This is a genomic window from Oryzibacillus soli (assembly GCF_051594765.1).
Classification (GTDB): domain Bacteria; phylum Bacillota; class Bacilli; order Paenibacillales; family NBRC-103111; genus Paenibacillus_AR.
The window spans coordinates 210,144-223,439 of record NZ_JBPPGJ010000009.1; the positions used below are offsets into that span (position 1 = coordinate 210,144).

14 protein-coding genes are annotated in these 13,296 nt (G+C 50.8%); 13 read left to right on the plus strand and 1 reads right to left on the minus strand.

Annotation, left to right across the window (positions count from 1 at the left end; all coding sequences use genetic code 11):
* The first annotated feature begins 33 nt into the window (after nucleotides 1-33).
* From ACSEXW_RS14425 to ACSEXW_RS14460, 8 genes are all read left to right on the plus strand, one after another.
* Nucleotides 34-876, plus strand: coding sequence for a hypothetical protein (locus ACSEXW_RS14425; protein ID WP_438446864.1), 843 nt, complete (start codon nucleotides 34-36; stop codon nucleotides 874-876).
* Between the two features lie 25 nt (nucleotides 877-901).
* Nucleotides 902-1,825: a N4-gp56 family major capsid protein gene (locus ACSEXW_RS14430; protein ID WP_438446865.1), complete on the plus strand. Its 924-nt coding sequence runs from the start codon at nucleotides 902-904 to the stop codon at nucleotides 1,823-1,825.
* Between the two features lie 71 nt (nucleotides 1,826-1,896).
* Nucleotides 1,897-2,169, plus strand: coding sequence for a hypothetical protein (locus ACSEXW_RS14435; protein WP_438446866.1), 273 nt, complete (start codon nucleotides 1,897-1,899; stop codon nucleotides 2,167-2,169).
* Between the two features lie 49 nt (nucleotides 2,170-2,218).
* On the plus strand, nucleotides 2,219-2,788 hold the full coding sequence (locus ACSEXW_RS14440; RefSeq protein ID WP_438446867.1) for a phage adaptor protein: 570 nt from the start codon (nucleotides 2,219-2,221) through the stop codon (nucleotides 2,786-2,788).
* Nucleotides 2,788-4,071: a hypothetical protein gene (locus tag ACSEXW_RS14445; RefSeq protein ID WP_438446868.1), complete on the plus strand. Its 1,284-nt coding sequence runs from the start codon at nucleotides 2,788-2,790 to the stop codon at nucleotides 4,069-4,071. The genes ACSEXW_RS14440 and ACSEXW_RS14445 overlap by 1 nt, the downstream gene beginning before the upstream one ends.
* A gap of 13 nt (nucleotides 4,072-4,084) precedes the next feature.
* On the plus strand, nucleotides 4,085-5,482 hold the full coding sequence (locus tag ACSEXW_RS14450; RefSeq protein WP_438446869.1) for a hypothetical protein: 1,398 nt from the start codon (nucleotides 4,085-4,087) through the stop codon (nucleotides 5,480-5,482).
* A 31-nt stretch (nucleotides 5,483-5,513) separates the two neighbouring features.
* Nucleotides 5,514-6,110 carry a hypothetical protein gene (locus ACSEXW_RS14455; RefSeq protein ID WP_438446870.1) on the plus strand — a complete coding sequence of 199 codons (597 nt, stop codon included), beginning with the start codon at nucleotides 5,514-5,516 and terminating at the stop codon, nucleotides 6,108-6,110.
* Between the two features lie 39 nt (nucleotides 6,111-6,149).
* A complete protein-coding gene (locus ACSEXW_RS14460) occupies nucleotides 6,150-6,521 on the plus strand; it encodes a hypothetical protein (protein ID WP_438446871.1) in 372 nt (123 codons plus the stop codon).
* A gap of 149 nt (nucleotides 6,522-6,670) precedes the next feature.
* Here ACSEXW_RS14460 and ACSEXW_RS14465 read toward each other — a convergent pair whose 3' ends face one another.
* Nucleotides 6,671-6,757, minus strand: coding sequence for a putative holin-like toxin (locus tag ACSEXW_RS14465; RefSeq protein WP_438446941.1), 87 nt, complete (start codon nucleotides 6,755-6,757; stop codon nucleotides 6,671-6,673).
* 124 nt (nucleotides 6,758-6,881) lie between these two features.
* On the opposite strand from ACSEXW_RS14465, the gene ACSEXW_RS14470 reads away from it, so the two are divergent.
* From ACSEXW_RS14470 to ACSEXW_RS14490, 5 genes are all read left to right on the plus strand, one after another.
* Entirely contained in the window at nucleotides 6,882-7,940 is a 1,059-nt protein-coding gene (locus ACSEXW_RS14470; RefSeq protein ID WP_438446872.1) for a hypothetical protein, read from the plus strand.
* Nucleotides 7,941-7,952: 12 nt separating this feature from the next.
* Nucleotides 7,953-11,597, plus strand: a complete 3,645-nt coding sequence (locus ACSEXW_RS14475) for an LPD38 domain-containing protein (protein ID WP_438446873.1) — start codon at nucleotides 7,953-7,955, stop codon at nucleotides 11,595-11,597.
* Nucleotides 11,594-11,776: a hypothetical protein gene (locus ACSEXW_RS14480; RefSeq protein ID WP_438446874.1), complete on the plus strand. Its 183-nt coding sequence runs from the start codon at nucleotides 11,594-11,596 to the stop codon at nucleotides 11,774-11,776. Before ACSEXW_RS14475 ends, ACSEXW_RS14480 begins: the two co-directional genes overlap by 4 nt.
* A gap of 205 nt (nucleotides 11,777-11,981) precedes the next feature.
* Nucleotides 11,982-12,542 carry a hypothetical protein gene (locus tag ACSEXW_RS14485; protein WP_438446875.1) on the plus strand — a complete coding sequence of 187 codons (561 nt, stop codon included), beginning with the start codon at nucleotides 11,982-11,984 and terminating at the stop codon, nucleotides 12,540-12,542.
* Nucleotides 12,499-13,239 (plus strand): peptidoglycan recognition protein family protein, encoded by a 741-nt coding sequence (locus ACSEXW_RS14490; RefSeq protein WP_438446876.1) that lies wholly within the window; start codon nucleotides 12,499-12,501, stop codon nucleotides 13,237-13,239. Before ACSEXW_RS14485 ends, ACSEXW_RS14490 begins: the two co-directional genes overlap by 44 nt.
* Nucleotides 13,240-13,296: the final 57 nt, after the last annotated feature.

Genomic DNA, 13,296 nt, shown 5'->3' on the forward strand with positions numbered 1-13,296 from the left:
GGAGTTGCGCCGCCCACACAAGGAGGAAGAAACATGGAAGAACAAGTTGTACAAACCGAGAACACGGGCGTTGAATCGGCACCTGCCGCCGAGGTGCAAGAGCAAGTAATCGAACCGGTTGGCAATGAACCAGCAGGAGAAACAAATGGAGACGCATCCCCGCAGAATAACTTCGAAAAGGCGTTCGCCAAGCGGTTAGCCGAGCAGAAGGAAAAGTGGGAGCAGGAGGTGAGCACAAAGTACGCCGGATACAACGAACTTACAGAGAAAGCCAAGCAAGCCGAGCAGTATCAGGCCAACTTGGATCGTGTTGCACGGTTCTACGGATTCGAGGATCATGACTCGTACATGCAAGCCATCGAGCAAGCGGAACACGAACGCCAAATCCAAGCAGAGGCCGCCAAATACGGCGTACCAGAGGATTTTATCCGGCAGGAGCTACTTCCGGTCAAGAGTGAGCTTGAAACGCTCAGGAGGGAACGTGAAGCGGCTCAGAAGGAACGCGAGCGCATCCAGCAGGAGGAGTCCAATAGCCGCGCATGGGGAGAGCTGTTCACCGCCTTCCCTGACGTAGGGGAGAGTATTAAGAACTGGAAACAAGGTGACCCCCGTCCTGAGTGGCACACGGAAGAGTTCGACAAGTACATGCAGCGTGGTTATGCCCCGGTTGATGCATACCGGCTGACCAATCAAGAGCGCATCATGCGCCAAAAAGAACAAGAGGTTCTAGCACGGATCTCTGAACGTAACGAGAAGTCGCTATTACCGGGTAATGATCGCCCGAGTAACGCGGCTTTTTCTATGGAACACGCGTCGTTTGATGACATCAAGGCCATATCCGAACGTGTTCGTCGAGGAGAACGAATCGTACCTTAAACCAAACCAAGGAGTGAATTAAACCATGGCAACTGATACAACACTCACACTAACTGCGGAAATGCAGACGTACTACGACAAGAAACTTCTTTCTCGCTTCCTCCCGCAATTCGTATACGCCCAATGGGGCCAAAAGCGGCCGATCCCGAAGAATGGCGGCAAGGTCATCAACTTCCGTAAATTTAACGCGCTGAGCGCCGCTACAACGGCCCTTACAGAGGGCGTGACCCCGGCAGGATCGTCCGGCAGCGTCACCGCTGATACGGCTACTGTAGCCCAATACGGTGACTTCCTGACGGTATCCGATGTGTTGGACCTGACCGCCATTGACCCGGTATTGGACGAATACGCTGACGTGCTGGGTGACCAGGCAGCAGACACCATTGACCAATTGGTCCGTGATATCCTCTGTGCCGGTACGAACGTGCAATACGCCAACAACCGTGCATCCCGCGCAACCGTTGCTGCTGGCGATAACCTGACCGTTACCGAGATTCGCAAAGCGGTACGTACTTTGAAGCGCAACAAGGTCCGCACTATCAACGGCTACTACATCGCTGTAGTCGAGCCGGGCGCAACCTATGACCTGCAATCCGATACGCTGTGGCAGGATGCCAACAAATACGCGGGGGCTACTCAATTGTTCTCCGGTGAGATTGGCCGGATCTTCGGCGTTCGGTTCGTAGAAACCGCCAATGCAAAGAAATTTGCCGCTGCTGGTGCTGCTGGTATTGACGTATACGCGACCATCGTATTCGGTGAAGAAGCCTATGGCATGGTTGACGTATCCGGCTCCGGTGCCGTTAAGAACATCATCAAACCTTTCGGCTCTGCCGGTACTGCGGACCCGCTGGACCAACGCGCTACCACGGGCTGGAAGTGCCTGTTCACAGCTAAGATTCTGCAACAAGCCGCTATCCTGCGGATCGAACATGCGGTATCCGGCTGATAAGTAACGGCTAATTCGTGGGGAGGCATCGACCTCCCCTAATTTCAAACACATTCGAGGAGGAATAACCAATGGCAGTTAGACAGATGAGCGAAGCGGAAATCGATAAAACAGCAGTAGACACCGGAAAGGAACTGTCCGCGCAACCGAAAGTGAAGGTCAAGATCCCGCTGGACGTGGAAACCAAACGCAGCCTGGAGAACAAAATCGAAGCTGGGCAAAAAGTCGAATGGCCGGCAGAGCAGGTATGGGTGAACGGCTATCAATATCTGATCCAGAAGGGCAAGGAAACGGAAGTTCCGCAGACCGTTGCCGAAATCCTGGAACAATCGGGACTCATCTAACGCGGCAGAGCTTCGGCTCTGCCTTTTTCTTTATAAAGGGGGTGTCGTGTTGACACTGGCAGAAATCATAGCGGAAATCGAGGAGAAGTACCCTGCAGCACAGTCACTTTCGAGCGATTCGAAGGTTCGAAAGATCGATAAGCTGCAGAAACGGATATTCCGTACGGATGTGAAGCGAACAGTTATAACGTCTATTGAATTACTCGCAGATGTGGCCTTGTATCCGATTACTTTTTCGCCTGCTAAGATCAGGGAAATCATCATTGATGGTCAAAAGTATGAGAACCGGCAACTTGAAGCGGAAGCGTTGGGTAAGTTCTTTTACATCCTAGACGAAGGAATTGGAATTTATCCGAAACCTACACAGGACGGAGAGATGTTGATTTACCACTACCAGGAGCCGGATACACTCTCTAGTTTGACGGATACACCTGATCTGGACTCGGACTATCACGACTTACTTGTCTATGGGGTATGCAAAGAAGTTGCAGAAAACTTTGCTAAACCAGAGGATGCAACCTATTTTGATATGCAATACAAGGCATTGATGAATGAATTTATCGAAGCCAATCAAGATACAGAACCGGCACAGATTCAATCAGAGGGCAGGTGGTGGTAGTGAAAGTCAGTGAAGTTGCAGCGAATGAACTAAATAGCACTCTTAGCCTTCGGGCTTGGGGAACCGTCACGTACAACCCTATGGTATTCGGAGCAATTGGGAACGGAATATTTAATGATTCCATCGGCATTCAACTTGCGATCGACTTCGCCCAAGCAGCTGGCGGAGGAGTTGTAACTTGCCCTCCAGGAACGTACCTACTGAAGAACAAAGTTACAATCAAAGAAAAAGTCACCCTAGAGTTGACTGACGGTGCGACTCTTAAGCGTGGTGTTGCTGGACCCATACTGAACATCCAAAAACGAGCCAACCTAAGAGGCGGTTCTGTCGATTGTAACGGAAGCACCTATACAGGCTCAGTCGTAGAGTTTACAGACGGAGAAAACGCGCCGGGACTCCAAGGATTGCAACAAATCGAAAATGTGTATTTCTACAACATCGATTCTTACGCAATTGACTACTCCACGAGCAAAGGGTTCCTAAGCAAGGTCATCCGCTGTGCATTCATTCCGCTGAACAACACAGCAACAGCCATTCGTTGGCCGGATGAACCCGTAGCCGGAGGGAACCGATCCATCCTAGATTGTTACTCCGCATGCCCCATCCTAGAAAGTTTAGGCTGCGACAACGGGGTTATCCGTGGAAATGTGGTTGGTATCCAGGTTGGGGATACACGGGCATCGGTCATCATGAGTACCAACGATAAGAAAATGATCATTCAAGGGAACCGCTTTGCCCACGGAACGAATGTATGGACCGTCATGGGTGGAGATCATGTCATTGCCGATAATGTCATAGCTTCCGCTGTCGCGTTTGACTCTGGCTGCAACAACGTGAAATATGACTCCACCAACACGGATTCCGGCTTTAGCGGAACCGTACCTTTCGCCAAAAACTTCATCAGTACCAAGGGGCAAGAAATATCCTATACGCCTACATGGACGGCTGCGACAACTGCGCCATCCTTTGGGAATGCTGATGTGAGATGTCGGTACTTGGTAGAGGGGCGTACATGTACAGTAAGGGGGTATATCTCCTTTGGTTCAACAACCACTTTCGGCTCTGGAATGTGGCAGTTTTCTATCCCTATCGCCTCGGTGACCACGACAACCTTCTCCGGTTCTGCTATGGTTGGGGACCGGTCGGGTACGGTCACTTGTAATCCGGGAAGTGGGAAGTTTCAGTTTTATATCCCGGCAGGTGGAGTTGCGTCGGCAACAAGCCCCTTCGCCTGGGCATCGGGTAACATTTTGATATTCGAGTTTGAATACAACCTCGCGTAAAGGAGGTTAAGTCGTGGCAGCACGTTCACCTATCATACAACGCAAATTTGCCGGAATTGACCGGAGAGATGCATTCAGCATTCCTGACATTTGCGCATCAGACGGATATAACTTTTCCACTAGCGAATACCCCGCGCTTACGATTAAGCCGGGGTTTGCTATTTTAGCCACCATAAGCCGTGTTCAAGGGCTTGGAGTCTGGAAGGAGACGGAACTATTATCCATCTTCGCGGATGGCTCTATGTGGAAGTGGAACGGCTCTGCATTCACGTCTGTGACAACGGGACTGAATGTGGGTACAGACTACTCCTTCTGCAACTTTAAAGGCGGATTCAGCGATATCACCGTACTGCTTACCAATGGCAACGGGGTGTCTCAGTATAGCGGAGGAAGTGTAACGACACTATCCGGTCCACCTGCTGGGTTGAAATACATTGAGCAATATGCAGATCGAGTGTGGGGCATCGTAAACAATCGCCTCCACGCTTCCGGGTTCCGTAACGCGTCAGATTGGACTTCAGTCAGCACAACGGATGAGATCGACGATTCTGTGAGCTTCTATGCCGAGATTGAATCAAATGACGGGGAATCCATCACCGCATTGAAGTCTGGCCTGGGTCGGTTGGTCGTGTTCAAGCCTTCGGCCATGTATGAGCTACGCGGATATGCGCCAAGTGACTACCGTGTTGACCCCATTTCGACGGACATTGGAGCAATCAATAACCAGTGTATCGCGGTCCTGCAAAGCGGTATGTACTTCCTAGATTCCAAAGGGATCTATCTCTACCGTGGAGACGGTGTAGCCCCGCAGAAAGGATTCTCGAAACAGGTACAATGGTACATCGACCACATGAACCAATCCGCTAAACAGACTTGTGCGGTGGGGACTGACGGGAAGCGGCTGTATGTATCTATTCCCATGATCGCGTCATACCCAGACACTTTACTGGTATATGATCCTGAAGAGAAGACGTGGGACGTTGATAAAAGCCATTCTGCGGTTCATTTTGCTAATATGGGTGCTAACACATACATAGGTGATTACAACGGCTCTGTGCGGCAATTAGGGGCCTCTACGGACTCAGGAACGCCGATATCTTGGCGCTGGGTGAGCAAACCGTTTACGGCACCGTCCATGTCGCAGCGCGTTCGATGGATTCAAATATGGTTAACGTTGGATCTTCCTGCTGGAAGCACCTTAAGTGTATACCTAAGCCCATCGGCATCTGGTAACGATTGGGTGCAAGCTGGTGCAACCGTCATAGGAACCGGAACAATTCAGCGTAGACCAATCTACTTCCCGTCTAATGTGATTCCAATCAGCGAACAGGTACGAGTGAAGTTCGAAGGAACTGGACCATTTACGATTTATGAGTTTGCACGTGATGAAGTCACGATGCCGTTGAGGTGATACAATGCCAGCACCTGGGATAAGCACGACAGTGAGTGCGCGTGAAGATTTCGATTCCGTCGAAGATTATGCGATGTATCTAGCGGGTATTATTGCAAGATCCATCCAAGAGTTCAACTATCTACTTTCCGGCAATCTGGATGTAGCGAACATCAAGGCGAAAAGTATCACCGCTGACCGGATGAGCGTGAAACAGCTATCTGCTATTGCTGCAGATTTAGGTACGATCACAGCGGGGACCGTGATAGGCGCGCTGATTAAGACCGCCATCGATGGGCAGCGGGTGGAGTTAAGCAGTACAGAGAACTTGCTGAAAGCCATAAATGAAGCCGGAAACTATGTAGGCATTATGCCAAATGTGTCCGGTTCGCCAGCCATTCAGTTCTTCAGCACCCTCGCAAAACTGCTTATTTTCATGACCGGTAATGACGTTGTATTCAATACAGTTGGGACGACAAATATGCAATTGTCTGCAACATCAGGTAACCTCGAATTATACTGCGGGACCGGAAAGTTCGTAAAAACTAACAGTTGGTCACAATTTTATAGCACAAATGACGGTCAATCATTGCAAAGCGTATTAAACGGAATATACGCTAGACTTTCGGCACTAGAAAGCGCCCCATGATATGGTATATAATGGGTTAAAAAGCCAGAGGTGGAACATATGGACTTCCTTATTTCCTTATTGATAGCGCTTGTTTCTATTTCATCTGACGGTAGCGCAGTAGCGCAGCCCACACAGGTGATTAAAGAAACAACACCTATTGTTCAAGAAACAGTAAAGACCGAGGTGGTAAAGCCAGTGAGCGTACCGACAACTCAACCGACTCAAGCAACACAACCGGAAATGTCGTTATTGATGATTGAATCACAAATGAGCCGATTAAAGAACAGCATTACAGCATATAAGGGATTTATCGAACTGCATCCAAATGATCCTGACGTTGAAACGTACAAAAGCGATCTGAAAAAATTCGAAGAAGAACTCAAGGTATGGGAAGCGAGATTAGCCACATTTAACGCGCAACAGCCTTGAAGGTATATCCTGGCTATGGTAGGATTAGAATAACAATAGAAGCCGGGACGGCCATCCCGACTTCTGCACAACAACTTGGACGGTACACCCTCCAACTAAATAGCTGAACAGGAGTAACCAGCCTTAGGCCGTGAACCTAGTGGGGCTGGTTATTTCCGTTTATCGATGAACGTTAGAAGCGTAAGCAGGAATGTCCCGAACGCTAAGAACGACATGATCGTTTGGAAAGTATCCATACGCGCCACCTCCTTTCTGGAGGGGCACGACACCACAAGGCTGTTGTACGAGCCTTATTATACCAAATTTTGAGAGACTTGCGATATGCGAGTCTCTTTTTCATTCTCATAAAGGGGTGAAACCATGGCAACATACGATTTCCTTCAAAGTGATACATCGATACCGTGGGAAGAGAAGCTCAAAAAATACGCACAGGACGCTACAGCCGGTAAGAACGAATACGCACGGGCGCAGCAGGTGTACAACTACAAAACCTCGCTAGGCGACAACGAAGGCGCAAGCGCCGCCAAGCGGTGGATGGGCCAGATTGACCAAGCCACAGGTGGACTCATGTCCCGTCCCACCGCCGATCCGACCAAGGACGTGATGGAGAAGTACAACACGTACCTGACGAACTCCATGCAGCGGAAAGCGTTCGATCCCAACACGGACCAACAGTATCAATCCGCACTAGCCGCGGCGCGTCAGCAGGTCCAGCAAGGGGCGCAGACGGCCACGAATAACGCTATGGTATCACTCGGTAATCGAGGCATCGGCAATAGTTCGGTAGCGGTGGACCGGGCGAATCAAATTCAGCAATCAGCCAACAACAAGCTGCAGGCCGAAATCACGCCGCAACTTTTGGGCGATTATTACAGACGATGGATGGGTGAGCAACAGCTTGGTCAGCAGGATGTTGCGAATTTTGCAAACTATGCGAATGCAGTTTCTAGTAACGCATACCGTGATAAAACGTTCGACCGCGGCGTTTTGGAATCGGATCGGACCTATGACCGTGGTGTGTTGGAGTCGGACCGTAATTACAACAGGGGTGTTCTGGAATCTGATCGCAATTACGACAGAGGGGTTCTAGAATCTGACCGTAACTATAACCGAGGAACACTAGAGTCTGATCGCAATTATGCACTAAACGAACGTCAGACAAACGCCAGCATAGCGAATATGGCGGCAGACAATGCCCGGGCAGCAGCAACTAAAACATCTGCAAAACAGCAGACTCCAGGTGACGCAAACTCCTACATCTCCAACCTAAGCAAGCGTTTTGTTGCTACCGATCCTGATTCGAAAGAAGCCTTCGTGACGGACGTGGACGGATTAGAGCGGTCTATCCTGGCTCTGAACCTCCCTGCTGACCAGACGGCGTATCTATACCGGTACTACGGATTACAAATCCCTGAGTAAAGGGGAATGAAAATGGACGCATTTGAAAAGCGCCGCCAACAACTATTGGGGTCATCTTCGGGTGACCCTTTTGCAAAGCGCCGAAAGCAACTCCAATCCATGGACACGGAACAATCGGAAGCAGCGCAAATGTCGAAAGCATCCAAAGTAGCATCCGCGAGAGCAGCAGAAGACGCAATCAAGCAAAGCCCGATGCCACGAATCGAAGATACACCTTTGTTTCAGAACGCGCCGAAAGTTGCGCCAAGCGAACAGCGTAAGCTCAAAAGCGTTGGGGGCATCGTGAAAGAAGTTGCTGGGAGCGCTGTTGATGGCGTTAAGGATGCTTTAGACGGTATGAAGACGTTTAAGGACGCCTCTCAAAATGCCATGTCCTTCGGCCTGACCAACAAGCTCTTGAAGTCGGATGAAGAAGTCCAGCAACAGAAGGACTCTCTATCCGGCAAAGCAGGTGCATTCATCGGCGAGTTTGCGCCCATTGGCGGTGCCTATAAACTGGCCGGCTCTCTTACGAATGGACTTGTGAAGAACGCGCCTAAGCTGGCTCAGACCATCGTCAGAGGCGCTACAGCAGGGACACTCTACGGAACCGCGCAAGAGGCTGCGGATATGGCGCTCAATCCCAATGGAGATCCGTTAACGCTGACGGATCTTGTATTGGGCAAAGAGAGCAATCAAAAGAGTATTGGTGACCGCGTCTTGAACATCGGCAAGGACGCCTTAACCTTTGCGGCTGGTGATGCGGCACTTGGAATTGCTGGTCCTGTGTTGGTGAAAGCGGTAAAGGGCGGATTGAGAGCGGTAGATGCCGGAGTCGCAAAACTCGGAAAAGTCACGAAGGAAGTAGGAAGCGGCGTTAAGGCGGCAACGGAATCACTTCCCACAACCGGTGCTGTCAAAGGTGAAGAAACATCCAAAGGGAGCATGTATACCGCGTTATTCGGAAATCAGGGCGTTGGTGCGGTGGCTGGTGGGAAAACACCAAGACGATCCGGCACCGGGATGCAGTTAGTGGATAGTCCGTTGAAGAAGGACGCGCAATCCAAGCTAGACGAGTTCAAAGAGTTTGGGCGCGCAGTAAAGCAGGACTACGTGGACCAAACCGCGCCATTGAAACATTTAGGCGGTGAAGTACAGGACATAGCGCTCGATGCAAGACGTTCCAATAACATCGCCAATACATGGATTCATGACAAGGTCGTTACACCAGAAGGGGTAGTGGTTGGTCCCGGGTTGAAGGACGTTATTGGTTCCGTTCCGCGTGGTTTGGCAGATGCGTTCGAGGACTATCTGATCGTTCGTCATGCAAAAACGCGTGTGGCTCGCGGCGAACGAGTATACGAGGAAAAGTTAGGCATGAACGATGTGTCCAAACTGGAGGTCCGCCAAGCGGAATTGGAATCCCGTTACCCGCAGTTTAAAGAGCTGGGTCAGAAATGGGACGAGTACAACACGAATCTGCTCAATGCCGGTGAAGAGTTTGGTCTCATTTCCTCTGCTCAGAAGAAAGCCATGCGCGAGGAGAACCCGAACTACGCGTCCATGCGCCGCCAATTCTCCACGGCAGAGAAGTTCTCCCAACCGTTCGCCATCAAGCAAAACGCATTTAGCGGTCAGAAAGCGCCGATCAAAGCGGTATCTCCTACGGGTTCGGCCCGGAAGATAGTCAGTCCAGTGCGTACCGCCATCGAGCAGACCGGAGCTTGGATGAACGCCGGGATGCGGAACCGTGTCATGAAATCCATCTTGGATCGTGTCCAAGCGGAACCGGAAGCGTTGAAGGGTATTGTTGAGATTGTGCAGGAAACCAGTCAAGCCACGGCCAAGAGCCTGGACGATATCAACAAAGTCCTCGCCAAAGACGGAATGGAGGGGCTGACGGAGTTCCTGAACCAGGAATACTCGGTTCTCTTCCGAAAATCGTCGCAGGCTGGAGCCAAAACAGACAACATTGTTACCGTGATGGTAAACGGATCGCCGGTGAAAATGCGGGTACAGAACCCGGAAATCTTCAAATCACTAGTCGGTTTGGCTCCCGAAGAATCCAACTTCGTGATGGACTTCTTTGGGTTCCTGAGCAATGCCACTAAACGCGGGGCAACCGGTGCATTGGCACCACTATTTGCAGCCAAGTCGCTGACCGTAGACGTAGCGCAGGCGCTCATTCAATCGAAAGACCCGATACGTCACGTGCCCGACCTGCTGCATGCTACCGTTAGCGCCATCGCCAACAAGCTGCCAAAGAATACACCAGGGTTCGAGAAGCTCCGCTCGCTGGCGCAGGAGTTTGAACGCACAGGTGGCGAATACTCTGCCGCTCTAAGAGGAGATAAGCCGCTGAATAAGGCGGTAGACTCGCTACGGAAAGAACCGTTCTTGTCCCCACGTGGAGTATGGAAAGGGGTAAAGACTTCTGTAGCCACACCGTTTCGAGTCCTAGAAGGCGTATCAGACGTGGCGGAGAACGTGAACCGTATTGCGGCTTACAAAGGTGCTATGCGGCGCGTAGGAGGCGAAAGAACGCCTGAAACGGTTCGGAATGCTATGCGGGAGAGTCAGGAGATAACAACAAACTTCTCGCGTAAAGGTGCGAAGGGAAACACCATCGAAAAATTCATTCCCTATTCCAACGCGGCTATTCAAGGTTTGCGACGGTTCGGTGTTCAACTCCGTGACAATCCTGTGAAGACGGGACTTATGGTGGTCGGATTCGTCATCGCTCCGAAATTGTGGGAACAAGCACGATTCGGAGATGATCCCGATTATCAGAAGATCCCGGCGCGGACACGGTATCGGAATATCATCGTGGGCAAACGGGAAGACGGAACGTTCATCCAAGTGCCGATGCCGCCGGAATATCAAGCCATTGGCGCTCTTGCAGCGGATGCGATGGCCGAACTCCAAGGCAGGGACTACGTGAACTGGAGAGACGTATCTGACGCGCTAGTGAATACCTATACGCCGCCATTCGTATCCGGCGCACTCCAAGGTGCTACGCAAGGCGGTGGAGTGAAGAAGAGCGGATGGGGACTCGCTAACTCGACAAGTGCCGGACCTCTGATTGGTACGCTGGCTAACCAAAGTTGGACCGGAGCGCCTATCGTATCTCAGGAGTACGCGACAAACTCGCCGTACATGCAGAAGGACGAGCGGACTTCGGCTCCGTCCGAATGGTTGGCTGGTACGAAGATCGGGCAAAAACTAGGACTGTCACCGATGGAAGTCGATTACCTCGCCAAGCAGTACGGCGGCGATCTGGCGCGTCTCGGTTTGCCGCTCACTTCTTCTGTTGGAGGTGGAACCGTTGAGAATACGCTGCTGAAAAACTTTATTGTCGACCCCACATTTACGAACAATTTGTCCAGGGATTATTATGATCGTGTAGAGCAGGTAAAGAACATCTCTGCGGACGTTGGCGATGGAGCCGCTACGCCTTCGTGGTATAATGATAACGTGAAGAAACTGGCAACCGGGACTGCCAAAGGTGATCCGGCCCGTAAATTACGTGATCTGAATGCCAAGAAACGCGAAATCCAAGGCAATGTATCCTTGAACGCGAAGCAGAAGGCAGAACAATTGCGGAGTGTTCAAACGGAAATCAATAATCTCTATCTGGATGTGTTGTCTCGTCTGGATGCGATGGGGGTACCAAAATGAATTGGCTCAGTATCGTCATAACGGTGTTTGTCATAGGCGGAATCCTCTACAACTTCGCAGAATCCGCAGAGGAGAATGGACTTGATTTCTTTGGCGGCATCTATAAAATCCTGCGAATGACATTCCTCCTGCTGGCATTTCCGTTTTTGCTGATACTGGATCGCATGAAAAAACATTAAGAGTCGCCTCCGGGCGGCTCTTTTATTATGCAAAGGAGGGTTTCTATGATCGAATCAGTATCTGTTCCCGTCTCTCTCATTGATGGACAACCCATCGGATACAGCCCCGCACACCGCATGGTTCGTGGACTTCTTGGGTGCGTAGCGGCGAGTTTGACGAGCGAAGACGAAATCCTGATGCATCCTCCCGACGAGGTGACACCGCATGTGGAAACTGATCGGGCTACTTCTGATCGTTTGGGAGCTGCTGGCTGATTGGCTGGAACCCATTATTCGCTCTCGTTTTGGCAAGTTAGGGCTGTCCATCTACGGGGCAGTCCTTTTGTATGGTCGCATACGTGAACGCGCTCAGGGACGCATTTTAGAGGCGAGAGTGGCAGCGTTAGAGGAGGGGAAACGATGGGATGGAGTTATGACACCATCATGCGGGAAGGTTCGGACGAGCTTAAGCAAGTGGTCCAACTTATCACGGCAGGGCATCGCCCGGGAAAAGCAAAGGAGGAGAAGGGGAATGAAACTCGATAAAGTGTGGCTGGTCGGCCTAATCGGATATATTCTCAGCTTCGTGAAAATGGCGTTTCCGCAACTGGAGCTGCCGGACGATATGGCGGATCAAATCGCCACGTTCGTACTTATGGGACTGGCCTTATTCGCCGTTATCCGCGACATGGTGAAGAAGTACCAGGATACCCGCAAACATCCTTTTGATGGAGGTGTGGCAAGTGTCGATCCGCAATCTGAAGTTGGTCACGGGCCTGCCGTTTAACGTACCGGACATTGTAGATATTACCGACCAATTGCCCCGTAAAGGCCCGTGGGAGACGTTGAAGAACAAGCAGAACATTGTCCGCGGCGTATGGGATGGAACGTATCATACGGGGCTTAGGAGGCCCGAGGACGTGGATACGATCGTGATCCATCACTCTGGACCTCCGGAGGGAACGTTAAAGTCACACGCAGAATACCACGCCAAACAATGGGGAGCCGGAATCTCCTATCATATCTCCATTGACGAAGGACTGATCAAACAATGTAATGACTTACTGTCCTTCACCTTCCATGTATCCGGCAATAACACGTACACCGTGGGCATTGAGATCAACGCGGACCTTTCTAAAAGGGCAATTACCGACCGTGAGCGTGAACTTCTCTACGCTGCCATTCTGAGCGTTAAAGCGGTATTGCCTATTACACGCATACTCGGGCATAACGAATTGAACGCTACCGCTTGCCCATGTACATCTATGGACCAAATACGCTCCGACATTGCTGCTATTGAAGAGAGGATGAAAGCCAAAGACGATATCGCCGTCCTGCGTCAGAAGATGTACCGCGCCACCGAACAGCATAAGTACCTTTATAACCAATACGCGGCTGATCCTGCTAATAACAAATGGTTGGAAAACTACCTCCTAAGGATGTACGAAGTCACGAAGGATATGGGCATGTTTTTCGACTCATAACGTTCACTTTCCAACCGCTTTCATCCATGCTATGCTTGAATTGTTCGGAAGCACCGA

Coding starts and splice junctions, on each gene's coding strand:
- ACSEXW_RS14425 (WP_438446864.1), top strand. CDS start 34: ATGGAAGAACAAGTTGTACAAACCGAGAACACGGGCGTTGAATCGGCA.
- ACSEXW_RS14430 (WP_438446865.1), top strand. CDS start 902: ATGGCAACTGATACAACACTCACACTAACTGCGGAAATGCAGACGTAC.
- ACSEXW_RS14435 (WP_438446866.1), top strand. CDS start 1,897: ATGGCAGTTAGACAGATGAGCGAAGCGGAAATCGATAAAACAGCAGTA.
- ACSEXW_RS14460 (WP_438446871.1), top strand. CDS start 6,150: ATGGACTTCCTTATTTCCTTATTGATAGCGCTTGTTTCTATTTCATCT.
- ACSEXW_RS14465 (WP_438446941.1), bottom strand. CDS start 6,757: ATGGATACTTTCCAAACGATCATGTCGTTCTTAGCGTTCGGGACATTC.
- ACSEXW_RS14470 (WP_438446872.1), top strand. CDS start 6,882: ATGGCAACATACGATTTCCTTCAAAGTGATACATCGATACCGTGGGAA.
- ACSEXW_RS14475 (WP_438446873.1), top strand. CDS start 7,953: ATGGACGCATTTGAAAAGCGCCGCCAACAACTATTGGGGTCATCTTCG.
- ACSEXW_RS14480 (WP_438446874.1), top strand. CDS start 11,594: ATGAATTGGCTCAGTATCGTCATAACGGTGTTTGTCATAGGCGGAATC.
- ACSEXW_RS14485 (WP_438446875.1), top strand. CDS start 11,982: ATGTGGAAACTGATCGGGCTACTTCTGATCGTTTGGGAGCTGCTGGCT.